Annotated in this window: 14 protein-coding genes and 1 other RNA gene; 5 read left to right on the top strand and 10 right to left on the bottom strand. The window is 62.3% G+C overall.

What is annotated here, in order from left to right; genetic code table 11:
* Positions 1–7 precede the first annotated feature (7 nt).
* Genes KBA32_RS03425 through ndk form a run of 4 tightly spaced genes read right to left on the bottom strand, consistent with a single transcriptional unit; the run spans position 8 to position 3,330 of the window.
* A complete protein-coding gene (locus tag KBA32_RS03425; protein WP_294355334.1) occupies positions 8–925 on the bottom strand; it encodes a RodZ domain-containing protein in 918 nt (305 codons plus the stop codon).
* 38 nt (positions 926–963) lie between these two features.
* Positions 964–1,779, bottom strand: a complete 816-nt coding sequence (gene pilW, locus KBA32_RS03430; RefSeq protein ID WP_294355338.1) for a type IV pilus biogenesis/stability protein PilW — start codon at positions 1,777–1,779, stop codon at positions 964–966.
* Positions 1,776–2,876, bottom strand: coding sequence for a 23S rRNA (adenine(2503)-C(2))-methyltransferase RlmN (rlmN, locus tag KBA32_RS03435; protein WP_294355341.1), 1,101 nt, complete (start codon positions 2,874–2,876; stop codon positions 1,776–1,778). Before rlmN ends, pilW begins: the two co-directional genes overlap by 4 nt.
* A gap of 25 nt (positions 2,877–2,901) precedes the next feature.
* The gene (gene ndk, locus KBA32_RS03440) at positions 2,902–3,330 is read right to left on the bottom strand and encodes a nucleoside-diphosphate kinase (protein ID WP_294355342.1); all 429 of its coding nucleotides are present in this window, start codon (positions 3,328–3,330) and stop codon (positions 2,902–2,904) included.
* 395 nt (positions 3,331–3,725) lie between these two features.
* Here ndk and KBA32_RS03445 point away from each other — a divergent pair, with 395 nt between their 5' ends.
* Positions 3,726–4,544, top strand: coding sequence for an HDOD domain-containing protein (locus KBA32_RS03445; protein ID WP_294355399.1), 819 nt, complete (start codon positions 3,726–3,728; stop codon positions 4,542–4,544).
* A 55-nt stretch (positions 4,545–4,599) separates the two neighbouring features.
* Here KBA32_RS03445 and ffs read toward each other — a convergent pair.
* The 6 genes from ffs to acs all read right to left on the bottom strand — a co-directional run bounded on the left by ffs (position 4,600) and on the right by acs (position 11,952).
* An RNA gene (gene ffs / locus KBA32_RS03450) (signal recognition particle sRNA small type) lies at positions 4,600–4,697 on the bottom strand.
* A 64-nt stretch (positions 4,698–4,761) separates the two neighbouring features.
* On the bottom strand, positions 4,762–5,031 hold the full coding sequence (locus tag KBA32_RS03455) for a DUF4212 domain-containing protein (protein WP_294355345.1): 270 nt from the start codon (positions 5,029–5,031) through the stop codon (positions 4,762–4,764).
* Positions 5,028–7,079 carry a sodium:solute symporter family protein gene (locus tag KBA32_RS03460; RefSeq protein ID WP_294355349.1) on the bottom strand — a complete coding sequence of 684 codons (2,052 nt, stop codon included), beginning with the start codon at positions 7,077–7,079 and terminating at the stop codon, positions 5,028–5,030. Before KBA32_RS03460 ends, KBA32_RS03455 begins: the two co-directional genes overlap by 4 nt.
* Before the next feature lie 3 nt (positions 7,080–7,082).
* Complete coding sequence (locus KBA32_RS03465) at positions 7,083–7,796, bottom strand: PolC-type DNA polymerase III (protein WP_294355352.1); 714 nt, start codon at positions 7,794–7,796, stop codon at positions 7,083–7,085.
* Positions 7,797–7,798: 2 nt separating this feature from the next.
* Positions 7,799–9,706 (bottom strand): putative nucleotidyltransferase substrate binding domain-containing protein, encoded by a 1,908-nt coding sequence (locus KBA32_RS03470; RefSeq protein WP_294355356.1) that lies wholly within the window; start codon positions 9,704–9,706, stop codon positions 7,799–7,801.
* A gap of 275 nt (positions 9,707–9,981) precedes the next feature.
* Positions 9,982–11,952, bottom strand: a complete 1,971-nt coding sequence (acs, locus tag KBA32_RS03475) for an acetate--CoA ligase (protein ID WP_294355359.1) — start codon at positions 11,950–11,952, stop codon at positions 9,982–9,984.
* Between the two features lie 207 nt (positions 11,953–12,159).
* Here acs and KBA32_RS03480 point away from each other — a divergent pair, with 207 nt between their 5' ends.
* From KBA32_RS03480 to KBA32_RS03495, 4 genes are all read left to right on the top strand, one after another.
* The gene (locus tag KBA32_RS03480; protein ID WP_294355362.1) at positions 12,160–13,020 is read left to right on the top strand and encodes a hemerythrin domain-containing protein; all 861 of its coding nucleotides are present in this window, start codon (positions 12,160–12,162) and stop codon (positions 13,018–13,020) included.
* A 172-nt stretch (positions 13,021–13,192) separates the two neighbouring features.
* A complete protein-coding gene (locus tag KBA32_RS03485) occupies positions 13,193–14,746 on the top strand; it encodes a fumarate hydratase (RefSeq protein ID WP_294355365.1) in 1,554 nt (517 codons plus the stop codon).
* Positions 14,747–14,961: 215 nt separating this feature from the next.
* On the top strand, positions 14,962–15,750 hold the full coding sequence (gene murI / locus KBA32_RS03490) for a glutamate racemase (protein ID WP_294355367.1): 789 nt from the start codon (positions 14,962–14,964) through the stop codon (positions 15,748–15,750).
* A 7-nt stretch (positions 15,751–15,757) separates the two neighbouring features.
* Complete coding sequence (locus KBA32_RS03495) at positions 15,758–17,005, top strand: TIGR03862 family flavoprotein (protein WP_294355370.1); 1,248 nt, start codon at positions 15,758–15,760, stop codon at positions 17,003–17,005.
* The last annotated feature ends 210 nt before the right edge of the window (positions 17,006–17,215 follow it).

Consider the following 17,215-nt stretch of genomic DNA (forward strand, 5'->3'; position numbering starts at 1 on the left):
TTCATCTTCATTCAATCGTCAATCGCGCGACATCATCCTTGCTGCGTTTGGACAGGTCGACGGCATTCCCCTTGTAGTGCAAGGTAACGTGCGCCGCGTTGCCGATCACCACCGAAAACGGCGGCAGACCCTGGACGTCGCGCTGGCTTCCCGCTGGATTCTTCTGCGAGAAAATGACCTGGCCGTTCTTGTCACGCACTTCCACCCAGGACGGTTGCGCAAAACTAAACTTCAGGACGTTCGGAGCCGGTGGCTGAGCTTCTACGGCCAGCCCCTCAGGCGGTTGAACGACTGGTGCCGGCTCGCTCGCAGCTTCCGGGACAACCACGGGCTGCTCTGGCGCAACCGACGCAAACTGCTCGACTGGAGCAGGCGTCTCGGGCAGTACCGGTGGCGTATCCGCAACGGTTTCAACAATGGCCTCATTCGACTGTGAAGCATCCTTGATCGCCTGCACCGTCGATTGCCAGATGTCGGGTGGAAGGAAGAAATAGGCCACCAAGGCCAAAACCAGAACGAGCAGTCCGGCAAGGACACGCAACACATCCCTGCGATCCGACTTTCCTTCCTTCGGCATACTCACTGGCGTACCTTCTGCACCGCGCAGCTCGGGTGACTTGGGCATGGCCATACCTTCGAGCGCGGACATCAGCAGTTGCCCGTCGAGACCGACAAGACGCGCGTAGTTGCGCACGAAGCCGCGAATCATCGTCTTGCCAGGCAGACTCGTCCAGTCATCCTGCTCGAGCGATTCGACCTGACGGTTGCTCAGCTTGAGGGCTCGTGCGGCGTCATCGACCGACAGTCCGGCGCGTTCCCGCCCCGCCCTGAGTTGCTGGCCGACGCTCGGCCCGGACATCATCGGCGACGACGCGGTATCGTTCCCGACGCCGCCGTTGGCGGAGTGATCGGTTGAATCAGTCATCATGCGTTCGGCAGGATCTCCGGAAGAAGACGGCACGCTCATTCGAAATTCCCTCGCAATAGCTCCTGATACTCCGGAGAATCCGGGTACTTGCGCCGCAACTGTGCAGCCAGGCTGCTCTCGGTAGAATTGTCACCGAGACGGCGTTCGACCCGCAGGTAAAGCCACAGGACCTCGGCGCTCGGGTCGCCAGTACGGGTCACAGTCTTCAAGTACTCCCGCGCGCCGTCAAAATTCCCACGCTGGTAGAGAATCTTCGCGAGCTGGAAGAGCGCCTGCGGGTTCTCGGGCATGAGGCGCAGGCTTTTCCGGACGTGTTCCTCTGCGATATCCAGTTCACCCAGTTTTATGTAACAAGCTCCCGCATTCAGGTAAGCCAGCGCAGGCGTCTGGTACAGGGGATTCTTCATTGCCTTTTCAAAGTACGGAAACGACTCGCGCTCCTTGCCCGTCTGGCAAAGAAACCATCCGTAGTTGTTGTTGATCTCGGGGTCGTTTTCGGCAATGTCCAGCGCACGCTTGAAATCGCTTTCGGCTGACGCAAGTTCTTTGATGTAGTACAGCACCAAACCGCGTGTGCTGTACGCCGGCGCGTAGTCAGGATTGATTGAAGTCGCAATCGTCAGTTCTTCGAGCGCGACGATCAGATTTCCCGACTGGAAGTAAAGCGCACCCAGTTCGGTGTGCAGTTTCGCCCGTGTGACAACGTCTTTCGGCTTACCCGAGGTCGCGGAGCTATCCGCTGATGAGGTGTTCGAGTTTTGATTCTGCCCGTACGCCATCGAAGCGGAGAACAAGGCAACCCAAGACACGCACACACAAACCGACAGCTTCCGCAGCTCCAGCAATTTCATTGTGTTCTGACCTCGTGCAAATCGATCACCCGACGCGCGGTACGCCGCGTCTTGTCGAGGACTTGTCCGGCCAACTGGCCGCACGCGGCATCGATATCATCGCCGCGCGTTTTGCGCGTCGTCGTCACGATGCCTGCGTTCATCAGGATTTCCGCAAACCGGCGGATGCGCACGGCCGGCGATCTGCGATACGGCGAGCCGGGAAACGGATTGAATGGAATCAGATTGAACTTGCACGGCACCGTTCGCGTCAGCTCAAGCAATTCGCGCGCATGTGCATCCGAATCGTTGACGCCGTCAAGCATCACGTACTCAAAGGTCACGAAATCGCGAGGCGCCTTCTTCAGGTAACGCCGGCACGCGTCCATGAGTTCGCGCAGGGGGTACTTCTGGTTGATCGGCACCAACTCATCGCGCAACCGGTCGTTCGGCGCGTGCAGCGATACCGCGAGCGCCACGGCGCATTCATCGCCGAGGCGGCCCATGGCTGGCACCAGACCGGATGTGGACACGGTCACCCTGCGACGCGACAAACCGTAGGCGTTGTCGTCGAGCATCAGGCGCAGCGCTGCCACGGTGTTGTCGAAATTCGCCAGCGGCTCGCCCATGCCCATCAGCACCACGTTGCTGATGATGCGCTCGCCCTTTGCATCGGCCCCCAGCGCACGGTTGGCCTGCCACAGCTGGCCAATAATCTCGCCGACGGTGAGATTGCGACTGAAACCCTGTTTTCCCGTCGAGCAAAAAGAGCAATCGAGCGCGCATCCCGCCTGCGTCGAGACACATAGCGTTCCGCGATCGTCTTCAGGGATGTAAACCGTCTCGACCGCATTCCCGCCGCCGACGTCAAACAGGAACTTGCGCGTGCCGTCATCTGAGCGTTTGTCCGAAACAATTGCCGGCGGCACCACAACCGCCTCCGCCAGGAGCTTTTCGCGCAAGCTCTTGGCGATATCCGTCATGGCATTGAAATCGCACTGGCCGAAGCGGTGTATCCAGCGCAAGATCTGACGCGCACGAAACGGCTTTTCGCCATGTTCTGCGAAAAAAACCGTCAGACCTGCCGCATCGAAGTCAAAAAGATTGGTAGCCACCATGCAAACCCTGAAGACGGCCCTGCGATCAACGTCCGGAGTAGACGTTCATTTCGGGGAAGAAGAAGGCGACTTCTACCTTGGCCGTCTCGGGGCCGTCCGATCCATGCACCGCGTTGGCATCAATCGACGTCGCAAAGTCGGCACGAATCGTTCCCGGAGCAGCTTTGCTCGGATCAGTCGCCCCCATCAGCTCGCGATTCTTGGCGATCGCATTCTCGCCTTCCAGCGCCTGGACCATGACCGGGCCCGAGGTCATGAACTCAACGAGTTCCTTGAAGAAAGAACGCTCCCGATGCACCGCATAGAACGCCCCCGCTTCCTGCGGTGAAAGCCATGCCATCTTCGAGGCGACGATCTTCAGACCATTGGTTTCAAAGCGGGAATAGATCTTCCCGATCACGTTTTTCGCAACGGCATCAGGCTTGATGATGGAGAGGGTGCGTTCAATGGCCATGAATCTAGACTCCTGAGAAGAACAAGAAGGGGCAATAGCAAACGAGTCCGGCGGAATTCCCGGATAACTTTTAATTCTACCAATAGTCGGCACCCTTTGCCGTATAGACCAGCAAACGAGGACGCGAACACCGCGCGAGCCGCATCGCTCGCGTTCTGCAGACCGCTGCAACGCCAGAGCATCCTACGAACGCTTGACTGGATTCCGACCGGGTTCCGAATTTCCATTGCCGGCAGACACCGGGTCGGGCATAGTAGCACTTCGATGCGGCCAACTCTATTTCGAAATCAGCGCATTAGCGAACGTTCCTCGCGCGACTATTGAAGTTGAAATCCATGACCGAGCAATCGCTAAAAAACATTGATGACTGGGTGGCGCTTCTCAGCAGCAAGGAGATGCCCATCCTCCGGCAGACAGCCCGAAGGCTTGAACAATGCTACGAACGCGTCGACTCGATCAGCGGTCGAGACATCGCAAGCATCGTACTGCAGGACCCATTGATGGCCGTTCGCGTCCTGGCCTACATCCAGCCCTTTACCGGCAAGCATCTGCGCTCGGACATCACGACGATCGCCAACGCCGTCATGATGCTTGGCATCGAACCGTTTTTCCGGAAGTTCGAGACTCCCGCGACGATTGAATCCGCCTTGAAAGATGAGCCGCAGGCGCTGCTCGGCGTACTGCAGGTCATCCGGCGTGTCCAGCGTGCATCCCGCTACGCGCACGACTGGGCCTTTGAACGCCACGACCTGAACATCGAAGAAGTCACGCTTGCAGCACTTCTGCACGATCTTGGCGAGGTCCTGCTATGGTGCTTCGCGCCAAAACTGGCATCCGAGATCCGCGAAAGACTGCAGAAGGACAAGACGCTGCGCAGTCACATTGCGCAGCAGGAAGTCCTCGGCTTTCCCTTGATCGACCTGCAAAAGGCGCTATGCACGGCATGGCACCTGCCCGAATTGCTGAATGCGCTGATGGATGACGCGAATGCGCATCTGCCACGCGTTCAGAACGTGACGCTGGCGGTAAACCTCGCCCGCCACTCGACCGACGACTGGAACAACACTGCATTGCCCGATGATTTTGCCTCAATCGAGCGGCTCTTGCATATCGATCGGCATACGCTACTGAATCGGCTTGGAATCCCCGGTGATGCGATCCAAAGATTCATGCTTGCACAAGAAACAGACGATTCAAGCAAGCCGACTGCCTGATTCCCGCACAGCCGCCGTTCTGGCCGAACGCACGCGCGGCAAACGCAGAAAAGAAGATGGCGAGCCTTACCCCGGCACTCACGGTAAATAGCTGTGGCTGCTTCCTTCCGGACCTGACCAAGTTCACTACGCCGCAATGCGGGGAGACCCGCCGACGCGAATAGTACCACAGGCACTGCAGCGCGCGCAGCCGAAGTGGCGGCAACGCATCTTTGTTCTACTCCTCGTCGTTCAGAATTCGCGCAGCAGACTCGTCGTCAATAGCGTTCATTCGCCAGGCAAAGACGCCGACGATGAGCAGGCAGATCACCAGAACGCCCTGCCCGCTCATATAAAAGCCCAACGGAAAGCCGAAGACAGTGATTGCGTTGAGCTCGCGCGCAAAGAAACTCACGCCAAAAGTCACGACGAACCAGAGCAGCAGCAAGCCGATGGTGAGTCGCAACGTTCGTCGCCAGTAAGTACTCTTCTGCCGCAAGTGCTTCATCTTGACGCCTCCGGCCCGCTCGCCTCCGGGGAGCGCACTAGCTCAACCAAACCTTGCTCCTCCGAGGATGGCGGTTCGGTCAACAGGCTGACCAGCACGATACTGACGAATCCGGCCGCGACGCCCCAGATTCCCGCGGACGTCGATTGAATGCCCAACCAGGGTTCCATGCCAATGCCGTGCAGCCCGAGCCACGGGATCGCGTTGAATTGAACACGCACCATGTAGTACAGCGTCACCGAGAGACCGATCAGCATGCCGGCGACGGCTCCCGCTCGATTCACGCGCTTCCAGAAAATGCCGAGCACGAGCGCCGGGAAGAACGCCGCACCGGCGAGCGAGAACGCCCATGCAACCATGGCGAGGATCGTCGCCGGCTTTTGCGAGGCAACCGCAGCGGCAAGGACGGCCACGACCAGCAACAGGGTCTTCGACACAACGAGCCGCCAGTGCGTCGATGCGTTCGGACGCAGGACCTTGTAGTAGACGTCGTGTGACAAGGCGCCGGTAATCGTCAGCAACAAACCGTCCGCGGTGGACAACGCCGCGGCCAGCGCGCCGGCCGCAACCAGGCCGGAAATGACGTAAGGCAAGCCGGCGATCTCCGGGATGGCGAGAACGATCACATCGGGATTCAGAGCGAGCTCCGCCAGCTGCAGCAGCCCGTCACCGTTGATGTCTTCGATCGAAACCAGACCGAGCTTTCCCCAGGCATTGACCCAGCCAGGCAACTCGCTGATGCCGACACCGACGAGCCGGGAATAGATCTCGAACTTGGCGAACACGGCATAAGCCGGCGCCGTCAGATAGAGCGCCAGGATGAAGAGCAGCGACCAGAACACCGAACTACGCGCCTCACGCACGCTGGGCGTCGTGTAGTAACGCATCAGCATGTGCGGTAGCGCCGCCGTACCGATCATCAGGCAAAATACGAGCGCAATGAAGTTTGTACGCGAGGTTCTGCGTTCAGCTTCGGTACGCCCCGGATACGGTTCGGCGTGATGGACAAGTTCGCTACCACGATCCGCCGCCTGTTGCTGCAAGGACGACCAATAGCTGTGCGCGGCATCCGGCGTCTTCGGCAGTTCGCGCCGCTGCCGTTCGAGCGCGAAAACGTCACGCATGGCGACGTTGCTGTTCTTGAGCGTATCGATCTCGTCAGCCAGCCGGCGGCGCTCGTCGACCAGCGACTGCGGCAGCCCCGCGATCCTTGCCGCATAGACATCTGAACGCTCACGGAATAGGCGACGCACTTCGGCGTCGACTGGATCGCTGGCGATCCGGTTCTCAAGCTGAGAGACCTGCTGCATCACCTGGCCGTACATGATCTGCGGAATGGGCACGCCGGTGGTCTTGTACGACAGCATCGCCACCGGGACGATGTAGGCGACGACCAGCACCAGATACTGCGCGGCCTGCGTCCAGGTCACCGCGCGCATGCCGCCGAGGAAGGAGCAGACCAGAATCCCCGCCAGACCGACAAACACCCCGATCTCGAACTGCAAGCCGACGAAGCGGCTGGTGATCAAGCCGACGCCGTAGATCTGGGCAACCACGTAAACAAAGGAACAGAGCACAGCGGCGGCGACACCGACAAGGCGCGCGACGTTGCCGCCGTAGCGCGCACCAAGGAAATCGGGAATCGTATATTGGCCGAAGCGCCGCAGATACGGCGCCAGCAAGAGTGCGACGAGGACAAAGCCGCCGGTCCAGCCCATCACGTAGGCCAGGCCTTGATAGCCGGTGAGATAGAGCGTTCCGGCGAGCCCGATGAACGAAGCTGCGCTCATCCAGTCGGCACCGGTCGCCATGCCGTTGAATACGGCCGGAATCCGCCGCCCGGCGACGTAGTATTCGGCGACGTTCGAGGTCCGCGCGAGGATGCCGATAGTGGCGTAAAGCACGATGGTCAGAAAGAGGAAGGCGTAACCGATCCAGCGAGCCGGAAGGCCGAAATGCTCAAGCACGCCGAGCGCGACGATGAAAAGTATGAAGCTCGCGCTGTAGATCGCGTAGGAACGTCGAAGTTGTGCCGTCGATTCGAGCATGGTTCAGCGACACTCCTGCATCCAGCGCCGAGCCTTTTCGATACGCAGGAAAGCGGCTGGAGAGTTCACCCCCTTCTGTCGACCGCCGGCGATTGCCACCTGCAAGAGCTTGGCGGTCGCGTAGGCGTCCGAAACGGCGTTGTGGCGCAGGATGTTTTCGATGCCGAAATGGTGCAGCCAGTCGTCGAGCGCCACGTTCAGGTCTCCGCGGAAACTGTAGAAATCGGGCAACACCCAGGCGAGGTCGATCCACGGCTGATCGAGTTCCATCCCGAGGTACTCGCGCATCGCCTTGCCGATCATCGACTGGTCGAAAAAGGCATGGTAGGCCACCAGCGGCGACTTGCCAACGTACTGCAGAAAGGCGAGCAAGCCTTCGACCGGATCGACGCCGCCGCTCTGTGCCGAGCCGCCGATGCCGTGGATCAGGATGTTGGCGTGCGTGCTGACCTGCGCCTGGCGCAGGACGACCTGAAACGCATCGCTGAAATCGAGCCGACCTTCGCGCAGGGCAATGGCGCCGATTGAAATCAGCCGATCCTTCTTCATGTTCAGCCCGCTCGTTTCGACATCGACGACGACGTAGCGCTGCGCTTCATGCACCAGCGAGAGATCGGCCGCAGGCAGCCGATGCCAGTCGTCGATCGTCGCCTGCTGTGCGGGCGCAAGGCTCACCCGGTTTGCTGCGTTGCCGAACAGCGTTTTCAGCCAGCGCATGGTCAGAGCTGGTAATCCAGCTTGAGGCGCTGCTGCAGCTTGCGTGCCTGGCGAAACGACTCTTTCAGGATGCGCCGCTCGACCTCGTTCAGATCATCGGGGCGGATCAGGTTGTCGCCCTCGCGCCCCTGCCGCTGCGCGGCGTGCTGATGACGCAAACGCATCAGCTGGATGAAGTCAAAGGCGTCGATGGCGGCGCCCACCTCCTCCGCCGAGACGTTCATCGCCGCGCCTGTCTGTTTGAGCCGCTGCACCGTGTTGGTCGCCGAAACATCGTGGCCCAGCGCGAACACACGGGCGGCGTCGATGAAGAGCCGCGAGCCGAATTTCTTGAGATCGATGCAGCCCGGATGTTCGGGATCGTCGTCCGTCACGAAGTCGCGGATCATTCCGAGCGGCGGGGCGACGGCCAATGCATTGGCGGCCAACATGCGCAGAAACAGCGGGTTGCCGCGCGTCTGCCGCAGGAGCGAGATGCGCATGCGTTCGGCCAGATTGAACTGGCCGAACAGTGGCCGGAAATCGAAAAAGATCGTTGCATTCAGCAGCGCCTCGGGCTCGGGCTTGCGCACCCAGGCGGAAAACTTCTCTTCCCACTCCTCAAGTGTCAGGCACAGCGCCGGGTTGCTCGCCATGATCTTCCCCGAGCACAGCGGGAAGCCGCAGCGGTCGAGATCGGCGTTCACGTCGCGCGCGAATTCGAGGAGACGCAGCTGCGTCTGCTCGCGGTCCATGATGTCGGTGCACAGGAAAACGATGCCGTTATCCTGGTCGGTGCTGAACGTCTGCTCGTCGCGCCCTTCGGAGCCGAAGGAAAGCCAGGTCCAGTCGATGCCGACGAGATCGTGGCGATCGAGGTTGAGCTCGATGATGCGCCGCGTCAGCGTGTCGTTGAGCGCCGAGATGAACTGCGTGATCTGCTCGGCGCCGACGCCCTGCGCCAGCATGTTGAGCGACAACTGGCGCACGTCGTGGCTTGCCTGCAGCAGCATGTCGATGCTGGCCGCCGAGTCGATCGTCTGCCGGATCTGCCGCAGGCCGACGCGTTGCAGCGTAAAGAGATCGCGCTCGGAAATGACCCCTTTCAGTCGCCCGCCCTCGTCCACCGCCAACACATGGCGAACGCCGTGCATGGCCAGCGCCAACGCCGCGTCATAGGCCGTCGCCGCCAGCGGCAGCGTGTGCGGATGCGGCGACATGACCGCCTCGATCGGCTGGTCGAGCGAGGCGCCGGGCAGCACGATGCGTTTCAGGACGTCCGACTGCGTGAAGATGCCGACCGGCTTCTCCTCATCATCGACGACGATCATCGAACCAATCGTGCGCGCCGCCATCGTCTCGACGACGCTGCGCACCGGCGTTCCGCGGCGGACGGAAATCGGCGTCCGTTTGATCACCGAGGCGAGCGGCGAATTCATCGTCTGCTGCTCGGCGACGCGCTGCGAGAACTGCGTCTGCAACTGTTGCCGCGACTGACTGAGCAAACTGGCGATGTACTGCGTGCAAAACAGGTTGAAGACCGCGCTCTTCTGCAGCAGGAGGAAGAAATCGGCAACCGCCAGTTCGTAACAGAAGACGTCGCTGATCGCCGTATAGACATTGGACGACGGCCGCTTCGCCATCGCCGAACCAATCGGGAAGCCCTCGCCCGACCCCAGCGTCAGCACCTGCTCGCCGAGCGCCAGATCGCCGGACGGCCGGGCAACGACCTTGCCGCGCTGCAGGATGCGGAAGACGGGAACGACCCCGGCCTCGGGGGTGATGATCTGTGTTTCCTTGGGGTAATAGGCGAGCTTCACGCGCTCGGCGAGAAAACGCAGCGCGTCGTTCTCCATGCGATCGAACGGCGGAAAAGACTGCAGGAACTCGATCGTCGCCGCCATCAGCATTTCGCTTGCGCTATTGACCATCGCTCGTACCCGTTCCCTTGCGCGTGCCCATTTCGCTGCTCCGCTCAAGACATCTCGTGGAGGTGCTGCGTGGTCGAAGGTGGCGCCGAATTTAACAATTCCCCGCGCTCAAAATGGTCGGGCCGGCACACAGTGTGCGCCGGCCCGAAGTGCGGTCTATTGGTGCCGCTTGGTACTACTATTTGCGCCGATGGCGGCCGGCAAACCGGCCAACAAACGACGCCTTCCTCCTCTCACCCCATCAAAACCTTTTAACTTCAGCAACTTGAACAACCCTAGGCGTGGCCTCTGAGCTGCTCAAGGATCGCCGGATTCTCCAGCGTCGAAACGTCCTGCGCGACTGTCTCACCCTTCGCCAGGGAACGCAACAGGCGGCGCATGATCTTACCCGATCTTGTCTTGGGAAGGTTCTCCCCGAAACGAATATCTTTCGGCTTGGCAATCGGCCCGATTTCCTTGGCCACGTGATCCTGCAACTCCTTGATCATCTTGCCCGCCGCTTCGCCGACCGGGCGCGCACCCTTCAGGACGACGAAGGCGCAGATGGCCTCGCCGGTCAGTTCATCGGGCCGGCCGACGACCGCCGCTTCGGCGACCATCGGGTGCGAGACGAGCGCCGACTCGATCTCCATCGTGCCCATGCGGTGTCCCGAAACATTCAGCACGTCGTCGATGCGGCCGGTGATCGTGAAGTAACCGGTCTGCACATCGCGCACCGAACCGTCGCCGGCAAGGTACAGTTGGCCCTGGAAGTCGTCGGGGAAGTACGAGCGCTTGAAGCGGTCCGGATCGCCCCAGATGGTGCGGATCATCGACGGCCACGGCTTCGTCACGACAAGCAGCCCGCCCTTGCCCCAGTCCAGCTCGGTCCCCGTCTCGTCGACGATCGTCGCCTGGATGCCCGGGAACGGCAGCGTGCACGAACCGGGCACCAGCGGCGTGACGCCGGGCAGCGGCGTGATCATGTGACCGCCGGTCTCCGTCTGCCAGAAGGTATCGACGATCGGGCAACGGCCACCGCCCACCTTCTCGTAGTACCACATCCACGCCGCCGGGTTGATCGGCTCGCCGACGGTGCCGAGGAGGCGCAGCGACGACAGGTCATACCTGGTCGGCGCGACCTCGGGATTGGTGTCGGCCGCCTTGATCAGCGAGCGGATCGCCGTCGGCGCCGTGTAGAAGATGTTGATCTTGTGATCCTGGATCATCTTCCAGAAGCGTCCGGCGTCGGGGTAGGTCGGCACGCCCTCGAACACCATCTGCGTCGCGCCGCACGCGAGCGGCCCGTAGGCGACGTAGGTGTGGCCGGTCACCCAGCCGATGTCGGCGGTGCACCAGAAGATGTCGTGCGGTTTCAGGTCGAAGGTCCATTTCATTGTCAGCACGGCGTGCAGCAGATAGCCGCCGGTCGAGTGCTGCACACCCTTCGGCTTGCCCGTCGAACCCGAGGTATAGAGCAGGAACAGCGGATGCTCGGCCTCGACCCACTCCGGCTCGCAGACCTCCGACTGGCCGGCGATCACGTCGTCCCACCACAGGTCGCGCCCGGCGACCATAGTGCACGCACCGCCGGTTCGCTTGAAGACGATCACCTTCCGGATCGACTCGCAGCCACCGAGCGAGATGCCCTCGTCGACGGCCGGCTTCAACGGCAGTTTTTTGCCGCCGCGGCATTGTTCGTCGGTGGTGATCACGGCAACCGCACCCGCGTCGTTAATGCGGTCGCGCACCGACTGCGCCGAGAAACCGCCGAAGACGACCGAGTGAATCGCACCGATGCGCGCGCACGCCTGCATGGCGACGACGCCTTCGATGCCCATCGCCATGTAGATGATGACGCGATCGCCCTTCTGGATGCCTTGCGCGCGCAGTCCGTTGGCCAACTGATTGACCTTGGCCAGCAACTCCCGGTAAGTGACCTGCCGAACCTCGCCATCGTCGGTCTCGGAGACGATGGCCACCTTGTCGCCCAGACCGGCCTCGATGTTGCGGTCAAGGCCGTTGTACGAGGCGTTCAGCTTGCCGTCAGCGAACCACTTGAAGAAGGGCGCATTCGACTCGTCGAGGATCTGCGTGAATGGCTGTTTCCAGGTCACATGCTCGCGGGCGAGGCGCCCCCAGTAACCCGTGTAGTCGCGGCTGGCTTCGTCGCACAGCGCCTGGTAGGCGTCCATGCCGGAGATCGTGGCCTGCTTGACGAACTCCGCAGACGGTTGAAAGAGCTGAACGGATTCATTCTGCGACATGGATGACCTCCTGTACTGTTCTCAATCGCGCCCGCGCCGGATGGAACCGCGCAGAGCCGTGGCGAAACCAGCGTCATTAGGCGCACACAACCTTACACATCACTTACGCCCTGCACAGGCAATGCGAAAGCGGCTACCATCAACGGCGCTGTTACGAAGCAGCGTAACGGCGAGAAGATAGTCACCCAAACCCACCGGAATCAAGCCATGAAGCCAAGCAGTTGGACCTCCGAACTCGAAACCGGCCTTTCAGAGCTGGACAGTGACCACAAGCAATTGTTGGCAAAAGCCAACCGCCTGAAACAGGCAAGCGCTAACGCCGGCTTATCCGAACTCAAATTGGCGCTGCTCGACATGAATGCGGAGATGGTCGCGCATTTTGCGCGCGAAGAAGCGCTGATGCGTGACTGCAAGTACGAAGGGGCTCAGGAGCACCGGGACGAACACCAACGCTTGCTCGCTGAAATCGGGGGAAGACTTGACGCGCTCGAAGCCTTCGAAAAGAGCATTTCGACCTTCGGGGATTTCATCCATCAATGGATGTTTCAACACATCGCCGGAAAGGACACGCTGTTCGGCCGCTCCGTCATCTCGCAGGTCGGCACAACGGATCGACGTCGTGAAGACGACGAGAACTTCGACGCTTTTGAGGAACGGCGCATGAACAACCTGGAAACCATTCGTTGGCCAGCGGATGTCTCGACCGGAATCGAAGCTATCGACGCACACTATCCGGCCATGATCGAGTTGCTCAACCAGATCATCGCTGCCCGCAAGTCGTCCGACCGTGCCGGTCTGGCGACGCTGATCGAACGCTTTGGCAACGCCATCGAATCGCACTTCCGCGAGGAGGAAACGATGATGTCGGAGATTGAGTTCGAGCATGGCTCGACGCACCGCGACGAGCATCGAAGGCTGCTCGACGAGTTCTCGGATCTCGTCGACGACTGGCGCAGCGACCGGATTTCGGCCGAACTGCTCTGCCGTTTCATCTACCGCTGGATGCTCAACCACATCGCCGCCTCGGACATTCCGCTCGGCGCCGCGCTCTGCCGGCAGACCGTCTGATGGGGCTTTCCGGCCGTTTGCAACTGATTGGCCGAAACCGGTTGGTGATAGAATCGCGCGCATCGCGGACTGGCCCTTACGCGCACCCAACCACAACAATGACCAGCCGCCGCCGGACTGAATGCCCTTTGAAACGCCAGTATTTCCTTCAACCTTTGACAGAAAGCCTGAAATGACCAGCATCAAGCAGGAAGACCTGATCCAGAGCATCGCCGATGCCTTCCAGTACATCAGCTACTACCACCCGCTCGATTTCATCAAGGCGCTCGGCGAAGCCTACGACCGCGAGGAAAACCCCGCCGCCAAGGACGCCATCGCGCAGATCCTGACCAACTCGCGCATGAGCGCCGAAGGCCACCGCCCGATCTGCCAGGACACCGGTATCGGCATGGTCTTCCTCAAGGTCGGCATGAACGTGCGCTGGGACGACGCGACGATGACGTTGCAGGAAATGGTCAACGAAGGCGTCAAGCGCGCATACGCCGACCCGACCAACCCGCTGCGCGCCTCGGTGCTCGCCGACCCGGCCGGCACGCGCAAGAACACCAAGGACAACACACCCGCCGTCGTGCATTTTGAAATCGTCGCCGGCGACCACGTTGAAGTCATCTGCGCCGCCAAGGGCGGCGGCTCGGAAGCCAAATCCAAATTCGCCATGCTCAACCCGTCCGACGACCTCGTCGACTGGATCATCAAGACCGTCCCGACCATGGGCGCCGGCTGGTGCCCGCCCGGCATCATCGGCGTCGGCATCGGCGGCACGCCGGAAAAGGCGATGCTGCTGGCCAAGGAGTCGATCATGGCGCCGTGCAACATGCACGAGCTGAAGGCGAAGGCAGCCTCCGGTGCCAAGCTCACGCGCCCCGAAGAACTGCGCCTCGAAATCTACGAGAAGGTCAATGCGCTCGGCATCGGCGCGCAAGGCCTCGGCGGCCTGACCACCGTGCTCGACGTCAAGGTGCTCGACTACCCGTGCCACGCGGCCAATCTGCCGGTCGCGCTGGTGCCGAACTGCGCCGCGACGCGCCACGTGCACTTCCACCTCGACGGCAGCGGTCCGGCCAAGCTCGAACCGCCGAAGCTCGAAGACTGGCCGGCCGTCACCTGGACGCCGGATCTCAAGGAAGCGACCCGCGTCGATCTCAACACGCTGACCAAGGAACAGGTCGCTGCCTGGAAGCCGGGCCAAAAGCTCTTGCTCAACGGCAAGATGCTGACCGGCCGCGACGCCGCGCACAAGCGCATCCAGGACATGCTGACCAAGGGCGAGAAGCTGCCGGTCGACTTCACCAACCGCGTCATCTACTACGTTGGCCCGGTCGATCCGGTCGGTGACGAAGTGGTCGGCCCGGCCGGCCCGACGACGGCGACCCGTATGGACAAGTTCACGCGCATGATGCTGGAAAAGACCGGCCTCATCGCCATGGTCGGCAAGTCCGAGCGCGGCTCGGTCGCCATCGAGGCGATCAAGGACAACAAGTCGGCCTACCTGATGGCTGTCGGTGGTGCTGCCTACTTGGTCGCCAAGGCGATCAAGGGCGCCAAGGTGGTCGGCTTTGCCGACCTCGGCATGGAAGCGATCTACGAGTTCAACCTGCAGGACATGCCGGTGACGGTCGCCGTCGATTCCGAGGGCACGTCGGTGCATACGACCGGCCCGATCGAATGGTGCACCAAGATCGGCAAGATCCCGGTCGAAACGCTGTTCGCCAACAAGCACTATTGATCCGGCACGACGAAGTCTCAATTTCCGTTCGGGCTGAGCCTGTCGAAGCCCGCCCTCCCTTCGACAAGCTCAGGGCGAACGGACTTCAGACATTACTCGCCATATCACTAATAAGCATCGCTCTAGGGAAAAGCCGGCCGCGCGCCGGCTTTTTTTCCTCGTCTCTCCCGGCAACTCCAGAATCCCATGACCAGCGGCACGCAAGGAAATCCGGCATGATCGGCATCTTCGACAGCGGCCTCGGCGGCCTGTCGGTACTCGCGGCCGTCGCCAAGGCGCTACCAGACGCAGACCTGTGCTATCTCGCCGATACGGCGCACGTGCCATACGGCGAGAAAAGCGATGCGTTCATCCGCGAGCGCGTCCTGAAGATCGGCCATCACCTGCGGGCGCGCGGCTGCTCGATGCTCGTCGTCGCCTGCAACACGGCGACTGCAGCGGCCGTCTCCGCGCTGCGCGCGGCCTTGCCTGCCATTCCGGTGATCGGCGTCGAACCGGGCGTCAAGCCGGCGGCCGCTTCGTCGCACAAGCGGCACATCACCGTACTCGCCACGGTGTCCACCGCGCGCAGCGAGCGCCTGCGCGACCTCGTCCGACGGCACGCCGCCGACGTCCAGGTCGACATCGTGCCCTGCCCCGACTGGGCGACGCGCGTCGAGAAGGGACGCCTCGACGATCCGGCGTTCGTCGATTCCGTTCGCGCGCTGCTTGCGCCGACGCTCGATGCCGGCAGCGATCGCCTCGTTCTAGGCTGCACGCATTACACCTTCCTCACGCCCGTCCTCAAGCCGATTGTCGCCGGCCGCGCCGAGTTGATCGACGTCGCCGAAGCCGTCGCCCGGCAGTGCCTGCGATTGGCGGACCGAGCCGGCGAAGGCTCGCGCCAGCTCGTGCTGTCGGCGACCGCGCTGCCCGAGCGCTTGCAGGACGCCCTGCCCCGGCTTGGCCTTGGCCACCTCCAAGGCCGCCAGCGGATGCCGGCGCAACTCGCCACCATCGCCTAGCCGCCCCATGGACGACCATTCCACGCAATGCGTCGCCGTCGTCGGCGGCGGTCCGGCCGGATTGATGGCAGCCGAGGTCATCTCGCGCACCTCGACCGCAAGCGTCGAACTGTTCGACGCGATGCCTTCCTTCGGCCGCAAGTTCCTGATGGCCGGCAAGGGCGGCATGAACATCACGCACTCGGAACCACTCGATGCCTTCCTCGCCCGCTACGGCGCGCGCCGCGCCGCGCTTGAACCGATGATCGGCGCCTTCGGCCCGGAAGCGCTGCGCGCGTGGATGCGCAGCCTCGGCGTCGACAGCTTCGTCGGCAGTTCGGGCCGTGTCTTCCCGACGGAAATGAAGGCGGCGCCCTTGTTGCGCGCCTGGTTGCACCGGCTGCGCCAGCAAGCGGTGTGCTTCCACGTCCGACATCGCCTGAGCGCTCTGCAACGACTGGCGGATGCACGCTACCGCTTGCTGTTCGACACGCCCGAAGGCGAACGCCGGATCGAGGCCGATCGCGTCGTGCTGGCGCTCGGCGGCGGCAGCTGGGCGAAGCTCGGCTCGGACGGGCGCTGGGTCGGCCTGCTTGAACGGGCCGGCGTCCCGGTCGCGCCGCTGCGTCCGGCCAACTGCGGCTTCGACGCCGACTGGAGCCCGTATCTGTGCGAGCGCTTCGCCGGGCAGCCGGTGAAGTCGGTCAGCGCGTCGGTTATCGATGCTTCGGGTGTCGAGCAACGCCGCCAAGGCGAGTTTGTCATCACCGCGACCGGCGTCGAGGGCGGCCTGATCTACGCGCTCTCGGCCCCCCTGCGCGACGCAATCGAACGCGACGGCAGCGCGACGCTCACGCTCGATCTGCTGCCCGGCCACGATCTGCCGCGTGTCCTGGTGGAAGTTGCCCGACCGCGCGGGTCGCGCTCGCTGGCGAGCCATCTGCAGAGCCGCTTGGGGCTCAAGGGCGTGAAGATGGCGCTGCTGCACGAGTGCCTCTCGCGTGACGATTTCGCCGATCCGGGTCGTCTGGCGCCGGCAATCAAGGCGCTGCCGCTGCGCCTGGTCGCGCCGCGCCCGCTCGACGAAGCGATCAGCAGCGCCGGCGGCGTCGCTTTCGACGCGCTCGATGAAGACCTGATGCTCCGCGCGCTTCCGGGCGTGTATTGCGCCGGCGAGATGCTCGACTGGGAAGCACCGACCGGCGGCTATCTGCTGACCGGCTGCTTCGCAAGCGGCTACACTGCCGGACAGGGCGTACTGGCGTCGCTCCCTTGAGGCCCCCCCCAATAGGCAGGGCAAGAAACCAACCATGAACAAGAACACGCACATCACCCGCTCCGAGTACGCGTCGTGGATTCTCGCCGCGCTCGCCCTGCTGTTCACGCTGCGCCTTCATCTCCTGCCGGCGCTGATCGCCGGGTTGCTCGTCTATGAGCTGGTGCATGTGCTCGCCCCGCTCTTCGCGCGGCACATGACCACGCGCCG

It is taken from the genome of Propionivibrio sp. (genome assembly GCF_017995515.1).
In the GTDB taxonomy this organism is placed as follows: domain Bacteria; phylum Pseudomonadota; class Gammaproteobacteria; order Burkholderiales; family Rhodocyclaceae; genus Propionivibrio.